Here is a 19283-nt window from a genome sequence, read left to right as displayed (position 1 = left end):
GATCATCCCGAGGCACCGCGTTCCCGGTCGACCGGAAATCGCGCCCGCACCACCCAGCGGCCGTCGTGCGGCCCGGCGTCGAGGTCGCCGCGCAGCAGCCGGACACGCTCGGCCATGCCGGCGAGCCCGCGTCCGCCGCCGTCGGCGGCGCCCGGGGTCCCCGGCGGCTCGACCGGGTTCGTCACCTCGACCTCCAGGTCACGCTCGCCGACGGCGACGCGCACCGCGACCGGGTGACCGGGGGCGTGCCGGACGGCGTTGGTCAGCGCCTCCTGCACCACGCGGTAGGCCTCGTGCGACGTCGCGCGGGGCAGCGCGCCCGACGCCCCGTCGTCGACGTCGAGCCGCACGTCCGCGCCGGCGTGCCGGGCGTCGTCGACGAGGGCGGGCAGGTCGTCCAGCGACCGGGCGGGGGCGCGCCGCGCGGCGCCGGACGACGCGTCGTCGCCCGCGCGCAGCAGGCCGAGCACGTGGTCGAGGTCCGCCATCGCCGACCGGCCGGCCTCCTCGATCGCGGCGAGCGACCGCCGGGCGGCGTCCGGGTCCGACTCCACCTGGCGCGCGGCGGCCGCCGCCTGGAGCGTGGTGACCGTCAGGGCGTGCCCCACGGAGTCGTGCAGCTCGCGGGCGAGGCGGCCGCGCTCGGCGAGCCGGTCCGCACGCGCCTCGAGCTCCGCGATCCGCGCCGTCTGGTCCGGGCCGAGCAGCGGCTCGGCCGACTGCCGCAGCAGGCGTCGCGCGAGCGCCGTGCCGTACGGGAGCGCGACGAGCGCGAGCAGGGCGAGCACCAGCCAGCCGACGGGGTTGCTGGCGAGCGCGGGTCCCCTCTGCACGAGGAACGCCCGGTCGACGCCGAACGCGGACAGCACCAGCTGCGTCGCGAGCGGCACCGCGACCAGCAGCCCCACGGTGACGAGCGCGCCGAGCACGAGGTGCAGCGCGAACCAGGCGGCACCCCGCCAGCGCGTCGCGACGGTGGGCGCCCCGACCGGGTCGGGCAGGGTGCGCGCGTCGACGTCGAGGAACGTCCGCACGGCGGCGATCTCGAGCGCCCGCACGGGCGCGAGGAAGGGCGGCGAGCCGACGATGACCGCGGTGACCAGCGCCAGCACGCCGACGGCGACCCGCGGCGTCGCCGGGTCGGCGAACATCTGCACGAACCCCGCGGCGAGCGCGAAGTACGCACCCGCCAGCACGCCGCCGATGACGAGGTACACGCCCGCCCGCACCGTGGACGCGCTGGTCAGCGGCGTGAGCGCCCAGCGCAGCGTGCGCCGTCCGCTCCCCGTCGTCGCCGTCATGCCCGCCAGTCTGCCCACCGGCCCTGCCCTGCGCCTCCCCCGGCCGGGGGAGGCACGACGCCCCTGCCACGCTCGCACGGCAGGCACGTCGAGGCCGGCGTCCCGTGCTCGTCGCTCAGCGGGTCGGTCCGTCGTGATCGTCCATCTGGACGATGACCCGCGGACGGCTGGGGCGCAGGATCCGGACGACTGCGACGACGCCGCGCCAACCGAGCATCGTCACGGCGAGAAACCCGAACGACACGATCTGGAACGTGGGGAACACGCCGCGCTCGGCCAGGACCCGAAGGACGACACCGACCGCCCAGGTGCATCCCCAGACCACGACGCCCGTCGGCCAGAGGCGCCACGGGGACCGCCAGGCGCGAGACGCGCACCATCCGACCGCCGCGGCGACGAGGAACGGCCATGTCGCCGACAGCGGGCCCACGGGATCTGCGCGGGGAGCAGGACCCGCGACGCCGACCACCGCGAGCCCCAGCACGCAGACGGCGTCGGCGAATGCTGCGAGTGCGATCGTCCCGGTGCGCGCACGGCGCACCGCCCGGGCTCCAGGCGGTCGTGCTGAGCGACGGCCGTCACCGTCGGGCGCGGAGCGCATCCTTCGACGGTACCGCGCGACGTCGCTACGGCTTGCGGGCGCTCACGATCATGTGGGTGCCGAGGAAGCGGCGACGCCAGGTGACGTCGTCGAACCCGAGGCGCCAGAGGATCGACGCGACCTGCTCGGGGGACATGAACCCGAGGGTGGTCTCCTCGAGGTAGGTGTACGACTTCTTGTCGCGGGCCACGAGCTGCCCGAGCAGCGGGATCACGACCTTCACCCCGAGCGCCACCGGGTACTTCAGCAGGCCGCGCGGCGGGCAGGTCTCCAGCAGCGCGAGACGGCCGCCGGGCCGGAGCACCCGCAGCTGCTCGGCAAGCACGCGCTCGGCGTCCTCGACGTTGCGCAGCAGGTAGCCGTGCGTGACGGCGTCGAACGACGCGTCGTCGTAGGGCAGGGCGTTGGCGTCGGCGAACTGCCAGGTCACGGCGTCGGCGCCGGGCTTGGCGCGGGCGCCCTCCAGCATCCCCTCGGAGAAGTCGACGCCGTGGATCGTCGCGCCGGGGTACTGGCGGGCCGCCTCGAGGGCGATGACGCCGGTGCCGGTCGCGATGTCGAGCAGCGAGCCGCCGGCGGGCAGCTGCGCCCGGCGTGCGACGTCGCGGCACCAGGCCGCGTGCCGCCCCAGCGTCATGAGGCGGTTCATCCGGTCGTAGTAGCCGGGGACCGTGTCGAAGAGGCGCTGCACCTCCTCGCCGTGCGGCGAGGGCGAGGTCACGCGGCGAGCTCCTGGCCGCTCATCTTGTGGATGGAGGACATCACGTGGTCGGTCAGCTCACGACGCACCTGGGCCGGGCGCGCACCGGCGGTGAGCTGGCGCGACGGGTCGATCGGGGCGCCGAAGTGCACCTGGATGCCGCGCGTCGGGCGGGGGAGCCGCTTGCCGACGGGCTGCACCTTGTCGGTGCCGCGCAGGGCCACGGGGACGACGGGCGCCGAGCCCGCGAGCGCCAGCCAGGCGACGCCCGTGTGCCCCTGGTGCAGCTTGCCGTCGCGGGAGCGGGTGCCCTCGGGGTAGATGCCGAAGGCGCCGCCGCGCTTGAGCACGACGAGCGCGTCGTCGAGCGACCGCTGCCCGGCGCGCGGGTCCTCGCGGTCGACCGGGATGTGACCCATCGTGGTGAAGAACCAGCGCGAGACCCGGCCCTTGAGGCCGCGGCCCGTCCAGTACTCCGCCTTGGCGATGAACGTGACGTGCCGGGGCACGACGAGCGGGATGATGATCGAGTCGATGAACGACAGGTGGTTGCTCGCGAGGATCACCGGGCCGCGCCGCGGGATGTTGTGCAGTCCTGTCACCTGGGGGCGCAGGAGCACGTACACCAGGAGCGACAGGACGAGGCGCAGGAACCGATAGGTCACCGCACCATTGTGCCCCCTGCTCCGTCGGCCCCCGCCGAGGCCACCCCGCGGGCGTGTGATCAGGGCGTTCGCGCCGCCTCGGCGGCGAGGAGCGACGCGGCGGCGCGGCGCGCCTCGCGCGCGACGTCGGCGTCGTGCGTGATGGCGGCGGTGGTCTGCGCGCCCTCGGCGAGCAGCACGACCTGCAGGGCGACGGCGTCGGGCAGGCCGGCCTCGCGCACGAGGCCCAGCACGTGCGCCCGGAAGTCCTCCTTGTGCCGGCGCACGGCCTCCGCGATGCGGGGCGACGTCGCGCCGAGCTCGCCGAACGAGTTGATGAACGCGCACCCCCGGAACCCGTCCTCCCGGAACCACGCGTCGAGGAAGTCGAAGACGCTGAGGATCCGGTCGCGCGGCGTGGCCGCGCCGGCGGCCGCGCGCGCCACGCCCTCCGTCCACTGCCTGGTCCGCAGCGCGAGGACGGCGACCACCAGGTCCTCCTTGGACTGGAAGAGCCCGTAGATCCGCTTGAGCGACACCCCGGCCTCGGCGCGCACGGCGTCCATGCCCACGGCCTGCACGCCGCGCGCGTAGAACAGCCGGTCGGCGGCCGCGACCACCGCGTCGCGCGCCGCCTTCTCGTCGACCATCGTTCACCCTCCCGTCGCCGCCCCTCCCCTTGCGGGGAGAACCATCGTTCTCTACTGTAGCGAACAGCGGGAGAACGATCGTTCTCCCCTCCTTCGGAAGGGGCACCACCATGGGCTACATCACCGTCGGGCAGGAGAACAGCACGGACGTCGAGCTCTACTACGAGGACCAGGGCTCCGGGCAGCCGGTCGTCCTCGTGCACGGGTACCCGCTCGACGGGCACAGCTGGGAGCTGCAGACCCGCGAGCTCCTCGCCGCCGGGTACCGCGTGATCACCTACGACCGCCGCGGGTTCGGCGCGTCCAGCAAGGTCGGCTCGGGGTACGACTACGACACGTTCGCGAAGGACCTCGACACCGTCCTGACGACGCTCGACCTGCGAGACGTCATCCTCGTCGGCTTCTCGATGGGCACCGGCGAGCTCGCCCGGTACGTGCGCAACCACGGCCACGAGCGAGTCGCCAAGCTCGCGTTCCTCGCCTCGCTCGAGCCGTTCCTCGTGCAGCGCGACGACAACCCCGAGGGCGTGCCGCAGTCCGTCTTCGACGGCATCGTCGACGCGGCCCGCGGTGACCGCTACGCCTGGTTCACCCAGTTCTACAAGGACTTCTACAACCTCGACGAGAACCTCGGCACGCGGATCTCCGAGGAGGTCGTGCGGGCGAACTGGAGCACCGCCGTGGGCTCGGCGCCCGTCGCCGCGTACGCCGTCGTCCCCACGTGGATCGAGGACTTCCGGCCCGACGTCGAGGCGGTCCGCGCCGCGGGCCTGCCCACGCTGATCCTGCACGGCACGAAGGACAACATCCTGCCGATCGACGCCTCGGGCCGGCGCTTCCACGCCGCCGTGCCCGACGCCGAGTACGTCGAGGTCGAGGGCGCGCCCCACGGCCTGCTGTGGACGCACGCGGACGAGGTCAACGCGGCGCTGCTCGCGTTCGTCCAGCGCTGAGCACGACCCCGCGAGCGCTCAGCTCGCGGTGAGCAGGTAGTCGTCGGCGTCGTCGTCCCACGCGAGGGCGACGGCGCCGGCGGCCGCGGCGCCCTTCGCGAACTGCAGGAACCCGCGGTAGCCGAGCGCCTTCTCCGAGAAGTCGGGGCGGCGCTTGCGCACCTCGTTCTTCAGCCCGGACAGCGGCGCGCTCCCGCCGGCGTCGCGCACCACCTGGCGCAGCAGGTCGAACGCGCCCTCGGTGTCCTGCTGCGCGGGCAGCGCCACCTCCGGGTCGCCGGCCGACGGGCCGTCCGACAGCACGACGAAGTCGCGGTCGGCCAGGAAGCGCAGGAACTCGCCGAACGTGCGGAAGCCGTAGTCCGACTCGCTGAACGTGGGGTCCTTGCGCACCAGCGTGCGCTTGAGCATCGACGCCGTGACGGAGCCGCTGGTGGAGGCCTGCAGGTCGGCGAGCGTCTGCGCCACCCGGACCTCCATCGTCGCGTCCTCGCCCGCGGGCGCCGCGTCCTCCTGCTCGAGGTCCGTCTCGACCACGGACTCGACGGGCTCGGCCGCGGGCTCGACGGCGGCCTCGGCCGCGGGCGCCTTCCTGCGACGGCGGGTCCCCGACGTCGCGCCGGACGTCGCGGGCGCGGGCTCCTCGGCGGGAGCGGGGGTCTCCGCGGCCTCCGCCGGGGACTCGACCGGGGCGGGGGTCTTGGCCCGGCCCCCGCGGCCGCCGCCGGACCGGCCGGTCCCCTTGCCGCCGCGCCCGGACCGCTTGGGCGCGGACGCCTCGGACTCGTCGGGCACGTCGACGCCCTCGAGCCGGTCGTAGAAGAGGAACTCGTCGCACGCGGGGGGCAGCAGGCGGGACGTGGAGTTCTCCACGCCGACGCCGATGACCTTCTTGTCGAGCTCGCGCAGCTTGTGGACGAGGGGGGAGAAGTCGGAGTCGCCCGTGCACATGACGAACGTGGTGATGTACTCGCGCTCGAACGCCATCTCGATCGCGTCGACCACCATCTTGATGTCGGCGGCGTTCTTGCGGGACGCGCCCATGCGCTGCGTCATCTCGATGAGCTCGACCTGGTGGCGGGTCAGCATCCGCCGGTCCTCGTCGAAGTACGACCAGTCCGCGTACGCGCGGCGCACCACGACGCGGCCGCGCACCGCGAGGGCGTCCGCGATGGGCTTGAAGTCGAACTGCATGCCGCCCAGGTGGTCGCGGGCGCCGAGCGCCAGGTTCTCGTAGTCGAGGAAGACGGCGAGGCGCTCTTCGGTGTCCATGCACGTCAGGCTACGGCGTCGCGTGCTCCGCCGCGGGCCCAGGGCCGGGTACCACGCCGCCAGTCGCACCGTCCAGGTTCCGGGCGTTCGGTCACCCTTTCTTCACCCTCTATCCTGTGTCGGTCCCGACGACGCGACGCCTTGGAGGCTCACCTTGTCAGCAGATCCCGGAGCCACCACGGCGACGGACGACATCGTCCCCGACCCCGCGCTCCCCCCGACGGCCGTCCCGGCCGAGGACCTCAAGCCCCGCTGGACGCCCGCGAAGATCGCGCTCTGGGCGGCGATCGCGCTGCTCGGCGGGGTCGCCTGGGTGATGATCGCGCTGGTCCGGGGCGAGACGATCAACGCGATCTGGTTCGTCTTCGCGTCGGTGTGCACGTACCTCATCGGGTACCGCTTCTACTCGAAGGTCATCGAGCGGTACATCACCCGCCCCGACGACCGGCGCGCCACCCCCGCCGAGACGCAGGAGGACGGCAAGGACTTCGTCCCCACCGACCGCCGCGTGCTGTTCGGCCACCACTTCGCCGCCATCGCCGGCGCCGGCCCGCTGGTGGGCCCGGTCCTCGCCGCGCAGATGGGGTACCTGCCCGGCACCATCTGGATCATCGTCGGCGTGGTGCTCGCGGGCGCCGTGCAGGACTACACGGTGCTGTTCTTCTCCATGCGCCGCGGCGGCCGCACCATCGGCCAGATGGCGCGCGAGGAGCTCGGGCGGATCGGCGGCGTCGCCGCGATCGTCGCGTCCCTGCTCATCATGATCATCATCGTGGCGATCCTCGCCCTCGTGGTCGTCAACGCCCTCGGCGAGAGCCCGTGGGGCGTGTTCAGCGTCTCGATGACCATCCCGATCGCGCTGTTCATGGGCGTCTACCTGCGGTTCCTGCGCCCGGGCAAGATCACCGAGGTCTCCCTCATCGGCTTCGTCCTGCTGCTCGCCGCGATCATCGGCGGCGGCATGGTCGCCGACACGGCGTGGGGCGCCGACGTGTTCACCCTCGACCGCACCACGATCGCCGTCGGCGTCATCGTCTACGGCTTCGTGGCCGCCGTCCTGCCGGTGTGGCTCCTGCTCGCCCCGCGCGACTACCTGTCCACCTTCATGAAGGTGGGCGTCATCGTGGTGCTCGCCGGCGCCGTCGTCATCGTGCGGCCCGAGATCAACGTGCCCGCGATCAGCGAGTTCGCGAGCGGCGAGACCGGCCCGGTGGTGTCCGGCAACCTCTGGCCGTTCCTCTTCGTCACGATCGCGTGCGGCGCACTGTCCGGGTTCCACGCGCTCATCTCGTCGGGCACGACGCCGAAGCTCGTGGAGAAGGAGCGCCAGACGCGCTTCATCGGCTACGGCGGCATGCTCATGGAGTCGTTCGTCGCGATCATGGCGCTGGTCGCCGCGATCTCGATCGACCGGGGCGTGTACTTCGCGATGAACTCGTCGGCCGCGGCCACGGGCGGCACCATCGAGGGCGCGGTCGCGTTCGTGAACTCGCTCGGCCTCGCCGGCGTCAACCTCACGCCCGACACCCTGAGCACCCTGGCCAGCCAGGTGGGAGAGCCGTCGATCGTGTCCCGCACCGGCGGCGCGCCGACGCTCGCGCTCGGCCTGGCGACGATCATGCACCAGCTCGTCGGCGGCACCGCGATGATGGGCTTCTGGTACCACTTCGCGATCATGTTCGAGGCGCTGTTCATCCTCACCGCCGTCGACGCCGGCACCCGCGTGGCCCGCTTCATGCTGCAGGACACCATCGGCAACGTGGCCCCCCGGTTCAAGGACGTGAGCTGGCGACCAGGGGTGTGGGTCTGCACCGCGATCATGGTCGCGGGCTGGGGCACGATCCTCTACCTGGGCGTCACCGACCCGCTCGGCGGCATCAACACGTTCTTCCCGCTGTTCGGCATCGCGAACCAGCTGCTCGCGGCGATCGCCCTCGCCGTCGTGCTCGCCATCGTCGCCAAGCGCGGCCGCGCCTACTGGGCGTGGCTGTGGATCGTGGCCGTGCCGCTCGCCTTCACGGCGCTCATCACCATCTGGGCGTCGTTCGAGAAGATCTTCTCGGACGTGCCCCAGGTCGGGTACTGGGCGCAGCACCGGGCGTTCCAGGACGCGCTCGCCGCCGGCGAGACCTCGTTCGGCACCGCCCCCGACGTCGCGGCGATGGAGGCCGTGGTCCGCAACACCTTCGTGCAGGGCACCCTGTCGATCGTGTTCGTGGTGCTGTCGATCATCGTGATCATCGCGGCGGTGGTCGTGACGATCAAGGCGTTCCGCGACGGCGGCGGCGAGAACCACGAGGACGCGCCCGTCGCGTCCCGGCGGTTCGCCCCGGCGAACCTCTTCGCGACGGCCGAGGAGAAGCGGATCGAGAAGGAGTGGGCCGACGCCGGCCTGCGGGAGACCAGCGGTGCCGGGCACCACTGACGCCCGCACCCTCGGCGCCACCGCGCGCGACGCCGCCCGGGCACTGGCCCGGGCGGCGTCGGCGGGGTGGACGAACCTGCGCTGGTACGTGCGGCAGGTGATGGGCGACGACGCCTACCGCACGTACGTGACGCACGAGCGGTCGGCCCACCCGGACCGCGAGCCGATGGGCGAGCGGGAGTTCTGGCGGGAGCACTACGCGGAGCAGGACCGCAACCCCGGGTCGCGCTGCTGCTGAGCAGGCACGACGGGGAGTTCTCCCCGTGGTGCATCAGACGTGACGCTGGTTACTCTCTTGCGGGCGAAGGGGGTGAGGGCCGGTGGCGGATCTCCGGGTGGACCTTGATGCGGTGACGGAGCTGGGGTCGAGCCTGACCACGGTGGCGGACGAGTTCGAGAACGCGACGACGCGGTCGGACCGGATCGCGGACGCGGTCGGGCACGACGGCCTGGCGGGCACGGTGCGCGACTTCGCGAGCTCGTGGGACGACACGCGGGAGAAGATGACCGAGAACCTCCGGCTGCTGGCGGACGCGTCGGTGCAGGTGGCGCAGGCGTTCACCGACATCGACTCCGACCTCGCCGACGGCATCAGCGGCGACGGCACCCCCGCCCCGGCCCGGACCGGCGGACCGGTGTGAGGCCGGCGGACTGGTCCCCGGTGGGTCTGGACTCGGACCCGACGCCGGGGGATCCGGTGCTGGTGCTCACGGGCGGGCAGGACTATCTGGAGGTCGCGGGCTCGATCGACGACGCGGCGGGCGCGATGTCCCGCCTGGACGTGGCGGGCACGATCTCCCAGGCGGTCGACGCGCTGATGGAGACCAAGGAGGACACGGTCTCGCAGATCCGGCGCGCGCACTCGCGGTATCAGGCCACCGGGGAGGCGCTGGTCGACTACGCGAGCGCCCTCGAGCGGGTGCAGACCGAGACGCTGCACGCACTGGAGCGGGCGCGGCAGGCGCGGGATGCGGCGGACTCCGCGGCCGGGACCCGGGACCGGTACCAGGACCTGGCGGACTCTGCGACCGACGCGGAGACCAAGCGGGAGTATCAGCAGCAGGCGGACAGCGCGGGCGGGAACGCGGACGACGCGAACGCTCAGGCCGCCTCGGCGCGCTCGGACATCGAGTCGGCGGTGGCCGACCGGGACCGGGCGGCGAACGACGCGGTCTCCCGCATCGAGGACATCACCGGCGGTGATGACCTGAACGACTCGTGGTGGGACGACTGGGGATCGAAGGTGGTGGCCGCGATCGCGGACATCGCGGACATGGTCTCCACGATCGCGGGCCTGCTGGCGGTCGTGGTCGCGTTCATCCCGATCGTGGGCACCGCACTGGCGGGGGTGCTGATCGTGGTGGCCGCGGTCGCGGCGATCGTGTCGGCGTTGGCGAACATCACGCTGGCCGCCACGGGGGAACGGTCCTGGGCCGAGGCGGGGATCGCGATCGCGGGCGCTGCGCTGTCGGTGATCGGTCTGGGCGGTGCGGCGAAGGCCGCCACGGGCCTGTCGAAGGCGGCGTTCAAGCAGGGCGCCAAGCAAGGTGCGAAGAAGGCCTGGTGCAAGGTCGGGTTCGGCACCTGCTTCACCGCCGGGACCCTGGTGCGCACGGTCGACGGCGATGTCCCCATCGAGGACCTCACGCCCGGGGACAAGGTCTGGGCCCACAACCTGCAGACCGGGGCCGACGAGCTGCAGCTCGTCATCGAGACGTTCGTGCGCACGACGACCACGCTGTATCACCTGACCATCGGCGGGTCCGTGGTCACGACCACGGACGAGCACCCGTTCATGGTCGCCCACATGGGCTGGATCCTCGCCCGGGACCTGCAGCCCGGCGACATCCTCGTGACCCCCGACACCGGCGACGGCACGGGCACCGGCACGGTCACCCTGGACCGGATCGACGTCGAGCAGCGCCCCGAGGACGACCCGGTCACGGTCTACAACGTCCACGTCGAGACCCACCACACCTACTACGTCCTCGCGGGCGACCTGCCCGTCCTGGTCCACAACGCCGCGGGGCACGGCAAGGCGGCCAACTCGGTGGGTCTCGCGCGCGAGGAGCGCGTCGCCAAGATCGTCGGTGGCAAGGTCGCCAAGGGCCCCGATGGACAGGACATCAAGATCAAGGTCGACGGTGTCGGCTCGACCGGGCTCGACGTCATTGGGCCCAACGGTGAGTACATCTTCGTCGGGGGCCCTGCCAAGGCGAAGGACCCAGCCAAGTTCGGCCACGCACTGAATGTGAGCAAGGCCGCGGCGGACCGGGACGGCGTCCGCGCCATGTACTACCTCGAAGACGGCACTCCCACGAGCGCGATCGATCAGGCGGGTCGAAAGCTGGGCGTCGACAACGTGTTCACGTTCCCCAAGGAGTAGCAGATGTCAGACGGTTTCCTCACGCTCTACGTCTCCGCCGTCCGCGGCACGTGGATCACCGACTGGGTCACGGGGACGGGCGCTCGACTGACGGCACCGGGCACCGACGGGTTGGTCGCCGTGCTCGACCTGGAAGGCGACCGTCACCTCGTCGACCGTGACCAGCTCTCCGGGCTTCTCGCCGAAAACGCCGACCGGACCTTCCAGACATGGTTGTCCGGGTCCGACGACATGATCGTCACGGTCCGACGACACCGGTACGGCGACGACGGGAGCCGGGGTTTCGTCGGCGTGACCTGCTACCTGGACGGACTGGATCCCGACGACGTCGACGCGGTCTCACGTGCGGCGCAGGAGGTGATCGAGACGTCCACCGCCGACGCCCTGGGTCTCGTCGTCGACCGCCGGGGCACGACGGCCGACGTCGACTGGGACTCGTTCGTGGCGTCACCCGGCGTCGTCCCGGCCGTACCGGACCTGCTGATCCTCGCCAGCCCGCAGGCCGCATCCGCAGCGACCCACGAAGGCCGGTGGAGGCCCGACACACCGGTCGTCGGGTTCAGCACCTGGGAGAACACGGCCGCCGGGTGACGGGCGACGGAGCGTCCAGCGTCACGACGACAGGCATCGACTTCCGGAGGAGCAATCCGTGAAGGGCGCAGTCATCGTGTCCACCGGGCTGCGCCTGTGACTCACCGACGTCTTCTTCATCACCGCGGTCGACGGGCGAATCGGACGTAGCCGAGCTGACACACCTGGACGTCACGTACCTCCATGACTGTGCCCTCATGACGTTCTCCACGGAACCGATCAGCGAATGGCCCGGGCGTGGGAGTGTGTTCTTCGGGGTGTCGTGGTCGGGAGACGTCGGCGCTGGCGGGGTTTGCTGGGGAAGCATCGAGCACCGCCGGCCGGCCATCGGCTGAACACAGCCCCGCGACGAATGTCGTCATCCAGTACCTGCGAGACACCGAAAGGCATCCTCCTCATGAGCGCGTCGCCAGAAGACCGGGCCTCGGGACCGAGCCGCCCGGACCCGGCCGACAGGTCCCGCCCCGCCTCCGGCTCCGCCGTCCTCGCCGCCGCTCTCCTGACCGACGACCGCGACACCGTCGGTCGCGCACTGCGGGACGGCGTGGCGGTGGTGCCGCACCTCGAGCGGGAGGACGGGACGCCGCAGGTGCGGGTCTTTCACGCACCCGTCGGCTCGGCGAAGCCGTACGACGTGTGTCTCTTCTCCTCCCCCGAGGCTCTCGAGACGTTCCTCGGGGACGACCCGGGACGCGAGTTCAGCCTGCGTCGTCGCGACTCGCTCGCCCCGTTCCTCACGCGCCACGGCGCGGTGCTCGAGCGGGTCGTGGTCGACCCTGCCGGGCCGCACCCGATGGTCCTCGGCGTCGCCGAGACTCTGGCCGCCCTGGACCTCGACCCCGACGACGATCCGACGGGTATGTCCGACGACTCCGGGGCGGGCATCAGCATCGAGGGCCTGCACGCCATGGCCAGCGTGGACGAGCCCGGAGGGTCACGCGGCATCGGCATCGAGCTCAACCTGCCCGACCACTGGGCCCTGATCGACCTGGAGGACGAGGCGCAGCGCGACCTGCAGATCCGCGCGATCGTCAAGCAGCAGGGCGCGGGGCTCGGCGACCGCGGGGCAGGGCTGCGGCGCGACCTGCGGGAGCAGCTCACCGCGGTCGCCGCGAAGGCCGCGGCCGCGGGCGGGCAGGTGATGGCCTACCTGGTGCTGCCCGGAAAGGACGCCGCCCTCGCGCTCAACCTCACGCTGTACTGGCACGACCTCGGCCCCGAGGCCGGCGAGGTCACGCACCTGCAACGCATCCACGACCGCATCCACCCCCGGCTCGGACCCGACGACGAGCTCACCGTCACCGACACCCTCTCGGGGCCGTTCCTGCGCCACGTCCGCGTCGGCCGGGGTGCGGCCGAGCTCGGCGGCCAGGACGTCTCCCTGCTCCTGGTCGACTACTGGGCGCCGGCTCCCGGCGCACGGTCCGTCGCCCGACTCGCGTTCTCCACCCCGCACGTCGAGATCCGCGACGCGATCCTCGGCCTCACCGACAAGGTCCTCTTCGCCACCGAATGGCTCATGAGCGCGCCCGGCGACGTCACGGGCCCGACCGACGCCGACGCCGCACCGGTGCTCGCCTGATCTCGGCCCGGGGCACGAGGACCTCGGTACCGTGTTCCGCTACTGCCTGAGGAGGAGACGTGCGCGCGATCGTGTTCGAGACCCACGGCGGCCCCGAGGCGCTGCACCTCGCCGACGTCCCCGACCCGCAGGCCGGGCCCGGCCAGGTGCGCGTGCGTGTCGAGGCGGCCGCCGTCAACGGCTGGGACGTGAAGTCGCGTGCCGGGGCGACCGGCGGCCCGGCGCCGACGTCGGCCGTCGTGCCCGGGCTGGAGGTGGCGGGAGTCGTCGACCAGGTCGGGGACGGCGTGGCCGGCGTCGCGCCCGGCGACCGCGTGGTCGGGTTCGCCGTCGGCGGCGGGTACGCGGAGCTCGCCCTCACGTCGGTCTTCGCGCGCGTGCCCGACGGGCTCGCCGCGACCGACGCCGTCACCGTCCCCGTCGCGGCCGAGACCGCGACCCGCGTGCTGCGCCTCCTCGACGTCCGGCCCGGGGAGACCCTGCTCGTGCACGGCGCCTCGGGGTCGGTGGGCGAGCTGGCCGTCCAGCTCGCCGTGCGTCGCGGCGCCCGCGTGATCGGCACGGCGTCGCCGCGGAACCAGGAGCGCGTCGCCGCCCTCGGCGCGACGCCCACCACCTACGGCGCGGGGCTCGTGGAGCGGGTCCGCGCCCTCGCCCCCGACGGCGTGGACGCCGTCCTCGACACCACCGGCGCGGGCGTGCTGCCCGACTCGATCGCCCTGCGCGGCGGCACCGAGCGCATCGTCACCATCGCCGACGACGCCGCGGCGGACCTCGGCGTCGAGGCCAGCTGGCGGTCCGAGCGCGACGCCGGCGAGCTCGCCGAGGCCGTCGACGCCCTGGCCCGCGGCGACCTCGTGACCACCGTCGGCGCGGTGCTGCCGCTGGCCGACGCGCCGAGCGCCCACGCGCTCGTCGAGACGGGCCGCGCGGGCGGCAAGGTCGTGCTGGTGCCCTGACCAGGGCGTTCCCGCCCGATCTGCATCGGCGATCGTCTCACCAGGCGGTCTCATCCTCGCCCGTATCGCGGATGCTGCGTACGATCGCGTGACAAGCCATCCAGAGCGGCCGAGAGTCCTGGCTCGACGACGCCGCAGCAACCCGTTCTCCGACGGAAGCCTCCCGAGGACGAAGGTGCTCACGCCAGGATCGATGGAGTGACGCATGGTCGCAGAGGCATCCCTTTCGCCCACCCCGGCAGCTCAGCCGGCGTTGCCGGCACGCCCGACGGTCTCGTTCGAGCTCATGCCGCCGCGCCGGCCGGACGCCGCCCCCAAGTTCTGGGAGACGGCGCGCCGGCTCGTGGCCGCACGACCGGACTTCGTGTCCGTGACGTACGGCGCCGGCGGCGGTGACCGGGCGACCGCACGCCAGGTCGTGTCCACCCTGCTCGCGGGCACGCCCGTCCTGCCCGTGGCCCACCTGACCTGCGTGGGCGCGCACCGCGAGGACGTCTCCGCCGTCATCGACGACTTCCTCGACGCCGGCACCCGCGCGTTCCTCGCCCTGCGGGGCGACCCGCCGAAGGACCAGCCGGACTGGGAGCCGCCCGCCGACGGCGTCGCGTCCTCGATCGAGCTCGTGCACCTGCTGCGCGAGGTCGAGGCGCGGCGCTGCGCGACCGACCCCGGGGCCGCGCTGCGCGGCGCCGCGCGCCCGATGACGATCGCCGTCGCGACGTTCGTCGACGGCAACGTGCAGGCCGGCACCACCCGGGCCCAGGAGGTCCGGCGCCTCAAGGAGAAGCAGGACGCGGGGGCGAGCTTCGCCATCACGCAGCTGTTCTACGAGGCCGACTCCTACACCGACTTCGTCGCCGAGGCCCGCGCGGCCGGGGTGACGATCCCGATCCTCGCCGGGCAGCTGCCCACGACCGAGCCGCGCCGGCTCCGTCGCGTCGAGGAGCTCACCGGCGTCCGCGCGCCCCGGCACCTGCTGGACGCGCTCGACGCCCTGCCGGACCCGGAGGCCCAGCACGCCTACGGGACCGCGCGTGCCGTGGAGCTCGCCCAGCGCGTGCTCGACGCGGGCGCACCCGGCATCCACGTGTACACGTTCAACAAGTACCGTCCCGCTCTGGACCTGCTCGAGGGTGTCCACCTCGGCGGACCGGCGCCGGCCGACGCCACGTCGGACGGCGCGGACCTGGCCAGAAGGCCGTGGGTACCGAGCATCCCGACCCAGGCTCCCGCCGTCTGACGCGCGGAGCCCGAACTCTGGAGTGCTCATGTCCACCACATCGACACGCCCCACCCCCGCCACGGCATTTCCCGGTGGCACGATCCTCGGCTACCCGCGCATCGGGCGCCGCCGCGAGCTCAAGAAGGCCGTCGAGTCGTTCTGGGCCGGGCGCACCGACGCCGTCGACCTGGAGGTCGCGGCCGGCGCGCTGCGCCGCGAGACGGCCCGCCGCCTCGTCGACCTCGGCCTCAACCCCGACGACGGCTCCGTGCCCGGCGCGTTCTCCTACTACGACCAGGTGCTCGACGTCGTCGCGCTGCTGGGCGCCGTCCCCGAGCGGTTCCGCGACCTGCTCGACGACGAGGACGGCTCGCTCGAGCTCGACGGCTACTTCACCGTGGCCCGCGGCCGCGGCGAGGACGCCCCGCTCGAGATGACCAAGTGGTTCGACACCAACTACCACTACCTCGTGCCGGAGATCAGCGAGACGACGCCGGTCTCGTTCGCCGACCACCGCATCGTGCGCGAGTACGCCGAGGCCAAGGAGGCCGGCGTCACGACGCGCCCGGTGCTCGTGGGCCCGGTGACGTTCCTCGCGCTGTCGAAGGCGGCCGACGAGGCGGGCGAGGGCTTCCACCCGCTCGACCGGCTCGACGACGTCGTCGCCGCGTACGCCGACCTGCTCCGCGCGCTGGCCGCCGTCGGCGTGCCGTGGGTGCAGCTCGACGAACCCGCGCTCGTCACGGACTCCCTCGACGTGCCGGCGGAGCGCCTGCACGCGGCGATCGCCTCGGCGTACCGCACCCTGGCGACCGACCTCGCGACGGCCACCGACGACACCGCCTCCGAGGACTCGGCGGGCGTGCGGCCCGCGATCCTGTTGACGGCGCCGTTCGGCGGGCTCGGCGACGACGGACTCGCCGTGCTCGCGGGCACCGACGTCGACGCGATCGCGATCGACCTGGTCAAGGGCGCCGTGCCCGCCGGCCCGGTCCCGGGTCTCGAGGACAAGACCCTCGTCGCCGGCGTGGTCGACGGGCACAACGTCTGGCGGGCCGACCTGGCCGCCAAGCTCGACGTCGTCGAGTCGCTGCGGGGCCTCGGCGCCGGGGCCCTCGCCGTCGGCACGTCGACGTCGCTGCTGCACGTGCCGCACGACGTCGAGGACGAGGTCTTCGACCAGCAGGCGGCGGGCACCACGCTCGACCCGCGCCTGCGCGACTGGCTCGCGTTCGCCGACCAGAAGGTGGGCGAGGTCGCGACCCTGGCCCGTGCCCTCGCCGACGGGCGGGAGTCCGTCGCGGACGCGCTCGCCGCGTCGTCCGCGGCCGTGGCCTCGCGCGCGACGGCGGAGGGCGTCGTCGTGCCCGCGGTGCGCGACCGGGCCGCGGCGCTCACCGACGCCGACTTCGCCCGTGGCCCGTACACGGAGCGCGCTGCCGCGCAGGCCGCGCGGCTCGACCTGCCCCCGCTGCCCACGACGACGATCGGCTCGTTCCCGCAGACCCCGGAGATCCGCAAGGCCCGCGCCGCGTGGACGAAGGGCGAGCTGTCCGACGCCGACTACTCCGCCGCGATGCGGGAGGAGATCGGGCGCGTCGTGACGCTGCAGGAGGAGCTGGGCCTCGACGTGCTGGTGCACGGCGAGCCCGAGCGCAACGACATGGTGCAGTACTTCGCCGAGCAGCTCGACGGCTTCGCGGTGACGGCGAACGGCTGGGTGCAGTCGTACGGGTCGCGCTGCGTGCGCCCGCCGATCCTCTGGGGCGACGTGCAGCGCCCGGCGCCGATCACGGTCGAGTGGTCCGCGTACACGGCGTCGCTCACCGCGAAGCCGGTCAAGGGCATGCTCACGGGCCCGGTGACGATCCTCGCGTGGTCGTTCGTCCGCGACGACCAGCAGCTCGGCGACACCGCCAACCAGGTGGGCCTGGCCCTGCGCGACGAGATCGCGGACCTCGAGGCGGCGGGCATCGGCATCGTGCAGGTGGACGAGCCCGCCCTGCGCGAGCTTCTGCCGCTGCGCCGGGCCGACCAGCCCGCCTACCTCGACTGGTCGGTCGGGTCGTTCCGGCTCGCGACGTCGGGCGTCGCGCCGGCCACGCAGGTGCACACCCACCTGTGCTACTCGGAGTTCGGCGAGGTCATCGGCGCGATCGACGGCCTCGACGCCGACGTGACGTCGGTCGAGGCGGCCCGCTCCCGGATGGAGATCGTGCCGGAGCTCGCCGACGCCGGGTACTCCCGCGGCATCGGGCCGGGCGTCTACGACATCCACTCCCCGCGCGTGCCGTCGTCCGACGAGGTCACCGAGCTGCTGACGCTCGCCGTCAAGGCGATCGACCCGGCGCTCGTGTGGGTCAACCCGGACTGCGGGCTCAAGACCCGCCGGTACGCGGAGGTCGAGCCGGCGCTCGCCCACCTGGTCGCCGCCGCCCGCGAGGTCCGCGCGACCCTCTGACCGGTGCCGTCGCCCGGGTGACGCAATAGACGTCGACCCGGGCGACGGTCCCGTGCCACCATGGAAGGGCCGGTCGTGCCCTCGGGGCGCGAGCGGACCACGACTTTTCCCACGAGCGAGGAGACAGCGATGCCGGGCGTCGCAGGGAGCGGGGTGGGCCAGCAGGCCTGCTCGGGCAGTCCCGCCTGCCCCGGCACCGCCTCCGTCTGAGCCCCGTCGGGGCCGGCAGGTGAGGCGGTGCGGGGCTTCGCCCTGCCCACCCCCGCTCACCTGAAAGCCGATCCCCCATGACTCCGCTCACCGAGCAGCAGCTCCGCGCCTCCCTCGTCAACGCCACCCGCAGCGAGCGGCAGCGCATGATCGTCCCCGACCTCGCCGAGGTCGACTGGGACCGCCTCGACTACCTGGGCTGGCGCGACCGCAAGCAGCCCTTGTCCGCGTACGTCGTCATGACGCTCGACGACGAGCCGGGCGCCGAGCCCGTCGGCGTCCTCCTGCGCGCCACCGAGCGCACCGGCCCGCGCCGCGCCGCCATGTGCGCGTGGTGCGAGGACGTCGTCGAGACCCGCGACGTCCAGCTCTTCGTCGCGAAGCGCGGCGGTGCCGCCGGCCGTAAGGGCGACACCATCGGCACGCTCGTCTGCGGCGACTTCCGCTGCTCCCGCAACGTGCGGCGTCGTCCCACCCTCGCCGAGGCGGGGCGCGACGACCCCGGCGTCCGCGAGGCGATCGTCGAGCGGCGCGTCGCCGCCCTGCGCGAGCACACCCGCAAGTTCCTGGACGAGGTGCGCCGCACCGCCTGACCGGCGCGGGCTCCGGCGTTCGCCGAGGGCGATCACCGTGGATCTGGCACTCTCCCATCGAGAGTGCTAAATCTTCTGGTGTAGCCACGGCGGCGCCGGAGGGGCCGGCCCGCCGTTTCGCGACAGGGGCCGCCAGCGCGGCCTCATGACGAGGAGGTGATGCGCGATGGCTACCTACCGGGACCCGTTCCAGGAGATGGACCGACTGTTCGGCTCGCTCGCCCTGAACGGCCGGAGCGCTCCGGGCATGCCGATGGACCTGTTCCGCGAGGGCGACCACTACGTCCTTGCGGTCGACCTGCCCGGGATCGACCCCGGCAGCATCGACGTCTCGTGCGAGGACCGGACACTGACGATCCGGGCCGAGCGCACGCCACGCTCCGCCGAGGGGCAGTGGCTGCTGCGCGAGCGCACCACCGGCACCGTCGCCCGGCAGCTCACGCTCGGCCGCGGGCTGGCGCTGGACCAGATCTCGGCATCCTACGCCGACGGCGTGCTCACGCTGACCATCCCCGTCGCGGAGGACGCCAAGCCGCGCCGCATCGAGGTGACCCACTCCGCCGCCCCCACGGCGATCGAGGCCGGCTCCTGACCGCACGCCGCGGGGGGAGGGGTCCAAGTGCCCCGCGCCCCCCCCGTCGGAAACCCCCTCCCGGGCGGCTCCCCTCTTCCCCCCCCCCCCCCCCCCCACACACAAACCCCCCCCCCCCCCCCCCCCCCTCACCACAATTCT

General features: G+C 73.2%; 18 protein-coding genes and 1 riboswitch. Of the genes, 12 read left to right on the top strand and 6 right to left on the bottom strand.

Annotated elements, in window-relative coordinates; all coding sequences use genetic code 11:
- Positions 1-2: 2 nt before the first annotated feature.
- The 5 genes from ACFCZN_RS02225 to ACFCZN_RS02205 all read right to left on the bottom strand — a co-directional run bounded on the left by ACFCZN_RS02225 (position 3) and on the right by ACFCZN_RS02205 (position 3896).
- Positions 3-1301: a sensor histidine kinase gene (locus ACFCZN_RS02225; protein ID WP_430555671.1), complete on the bottom strand. Its 1299-nt coding sequence runs from the start codon at positions 1299-1301 to the stop codon at positions 3-5.
- A 115-nt stretch (positions 1302-1416) separates the two neighbouring features.
- Positions 1417-1902, bottom strand: a complete 486-nt coding sequence (locus ACFCZN_RS02220; protein WP_430555670.1) for a DUF3054 domain-containing protein — start codon at positions 1900-1902, stop codon at positions 1417-1419.
- 25 nt (positions 1903-1927) lie between these two features.
- Positions 1928-2623 carry a ubiquinone/menaquinone biosynthesis methyltransferase gene (locus ACFCZN_RS02215; protein ID WP_429762714.1) on the bottom strand — a complete coding sequence of 232 codons (696 nt, stop codon included), beginning with the start codon at positions 2621-2623 and terminating at the stop codon, positions 1928-1930.
- Positions 2620-3267: a lysophospholipid acyltransferase family protein gene (locus tag ACFCZN_RS02210; protein WP_429762715.1), complete on the bottom strand. Its 648-nt coding sequence runs from the start codon at positions 3265-3267 to the stop codon at positions 2620-2622. The genes ACFCZN_RS02215 and ACFCZN_RS02210 overlap by 4 nt, the downstream gene beginning before the upstream one ends.
- Positions 3268-3326: 59 nt before the next feature.
- Positions 3327-3896 carry a TetR/AcrR family transcriptional regulator gene (locus ACFCZN_RS02205; RefSeq protein ID WP_430555669.1) on the bottom strand — a complete coding sequence of 190 codons (570 nt, stop codon included), beginning with the start codon at positions 3894-3896 and terminating at the stop codon, positions 3327-3329.
- 110 nt (positions 3897-4006) lie between these two features.
- Here ACFCZN_RS02205 and ACFCZN_RS02200 point away from each other — a divergent pair, with 110 nt between their 5' ends.
- Positions 4007-4849, top strand: a complete 843-nt coding sequence (locus ACFCZN_RS02200; RefSeq protein ID WP_429762717.1) for an alpha/beta fold hydrolase — start codon at positions 4007-4009, stop codon at positions 4847-4849.
- 18 nt (positions 4850-4867) lie between these two features.
- Here the strand turns inward: ACFCZN_RS02200 and ACFCZN_RS02195 are convergent, their stop codons facing one another.
- The gene (locus ACFCZN_RS02195; protein WP_430555668.1) at positions 4868-6121 is read right to left on the bottom strand and encodes an NYN domain-containing protein; all 1254 of its coding nucleotides are present in this window, start codon (positions 6119-6121) and stop codon (positions 4868-4870) included.
- 154 nt (positions 6122-6275) lie between these two features.
- On the opposite strand from ACFCZN_RS02195, the gene ACFCZN_RS02190 reads away from it, so the two are divergent.
- The 11 genes from ACFCZN_RS02190 to ACFCZN_RS02140 all read left to right on the top strand — a co-directional run bounded on the left by ACFCZN_RS02190 (position 6276) and on the right by ACFCZN_RS02140 (position 19142).
- On the top strand, positions 6276-8546 hold the full coding sequence (locus ACFCZN_RS02190) for a carbon starvation CstA family protein (RefSeq protein ID WP_430555667.1): 2271 nt from the start codon (positions 6276-6278) through the stop codon (positions 8544-8546).
- On the top strand, positions 8530-8784 hold the full coding sequence (locus tag ACFCZN_RS02185) for a YbdD/YjiX family protein (protein ID WP_430555666.1): 255 nt from the start codon (positions 8530-8532) through the stop codon (positions 8782-8784). Before ACFCZN_RS02190 ends, ACFCZN_RS02185 begins: the two co-directional genes overlap by 17 nt.
- 112 nt (positions 8785-8896) lie before the next feature.
- Positions 8897-9187, top strand: a complete 291-nt coding sequence (locus ACFCZN_RS02180; protein ID WP_429762721.1) for a hypothetical protein — start codon at positions 8897-8899, stop codon at positions 9185-9187.
- Between the two features lie 20 nt (positions 9188-9207).
- Positions 9208-10932, top strand: coding sequence for a polymorphic toxin-type HINT domain-containing protein (locus ACFCZN_RS02175; RefSeq protein WP_430555665.1), 1725 nt, complete (start codon positions 9208-9210; stop codon positions 10930-10932).
- Between the two features lie 3 nt (positions 10933-10935).
- The gene (locus ACFCZN_RS02170; RefSeq protein WP_430555664.1) at positions 10936-11523 is read left to right on the top strand and encodes a hypothetical protein; all 588 of its coding nucleotides are present in this window, start codon (positions 10936-10938) and stop codon (positions 11521-11523) included.
- Between the two features lie 397 nt (positions 11524-11920).
- The gene (locus tag ACFCZN_RS02165; protein WP_430555663.1) at positions 11921-13105 is read left to right on the top strand and encodes a hypothetical protein; all 1185 of its coding nucleotides are present in this window, start codon (positions 11921-11923) and stop codon (positions 13103-13105) included.
- Positions 13106-13164: 59 nt separating this feature from the next.
- The gene (locus ACFCZN_RS02160; RefSeq protein ID WP_430555662.1) at positions 13165-14064 is read left to right on the top strand and encodes an NADP-dependent oxidoreductase; all 900 of its coding nucleotides are present in this window, start codon (positions 13165-13167) and stop codon (positions 14062-14064) included.
- A gap of 93 nt (positions 14065-14157) precedes the next feature.
- Positions 14158-14264: riboswitch (SAM riboswitch) on the top strand.
- 5 nt (positions 14265-14269) lie between these two features.
- Positions 14270-15304, top strand: coding sequence for a methylenetetrahydrofolate reductase (locus ACFCZN_RS02155; RefSeq protein WP_429762726.1), 1035 nt, complete (start codon positions 14270-14272; stop codon positions 15302-15304).
- A 28-nt stretch (positions 15305-15332) separates the two neighbouring features.
- Positions 15333-17747, top strand: coding sequence for a 5-methyltetrahydropteroyltriglutamate--homocysteine S-methyltransferase (gene metE / locus ACFCZN_RS02150; protein ID WP_430555661.1), 2415 nt, complete (start codon positions 15333-15335; stop codon positions 17745-17747).
- Positions 17748-18034: 287 nt separating this feature from the next.
- A complete protein-coding gene (locus tag ACFCZN_RS02145; protein ID WP_429762728.1) occupies positions 18035-18550 on the top strand; it encodes an FBP domain-containing protein in 516 nt (171 codons plus the stop codon).
- Positions 18551-18716: 166 nt separating this feature from the next.
- Positions 18717-19142 (top strand): Hsp20/alpha crystallin family protein, encoded by a 426-nt coding sequence (locus tag ACFCZN_RS02140; RefSeq protein ID WP_429762729.1) that lies wholly within the window; start codon positions 18717-18719, stop codon positions 19140-19142.
- The last annotated feature ends 141 nt before the right edge of the window (positions 19143-19283 follow it).

Source organism: Isoptericola sp. NPDC056134, from assembly GCF_042264825.1.
Classification (GTDB): domain Bacteria; phylum Actinomycetota; class Actinomycetes; order Actinomycetales; family Cellulomonadaceae; genus Isoptericola; species Isoptericola nanjingensis.
The sequence above is the reverse complement of the archived record's forward strand: the minus strand, read 5'-3'. Positions and strand labels throughout refer to the sequence as shown.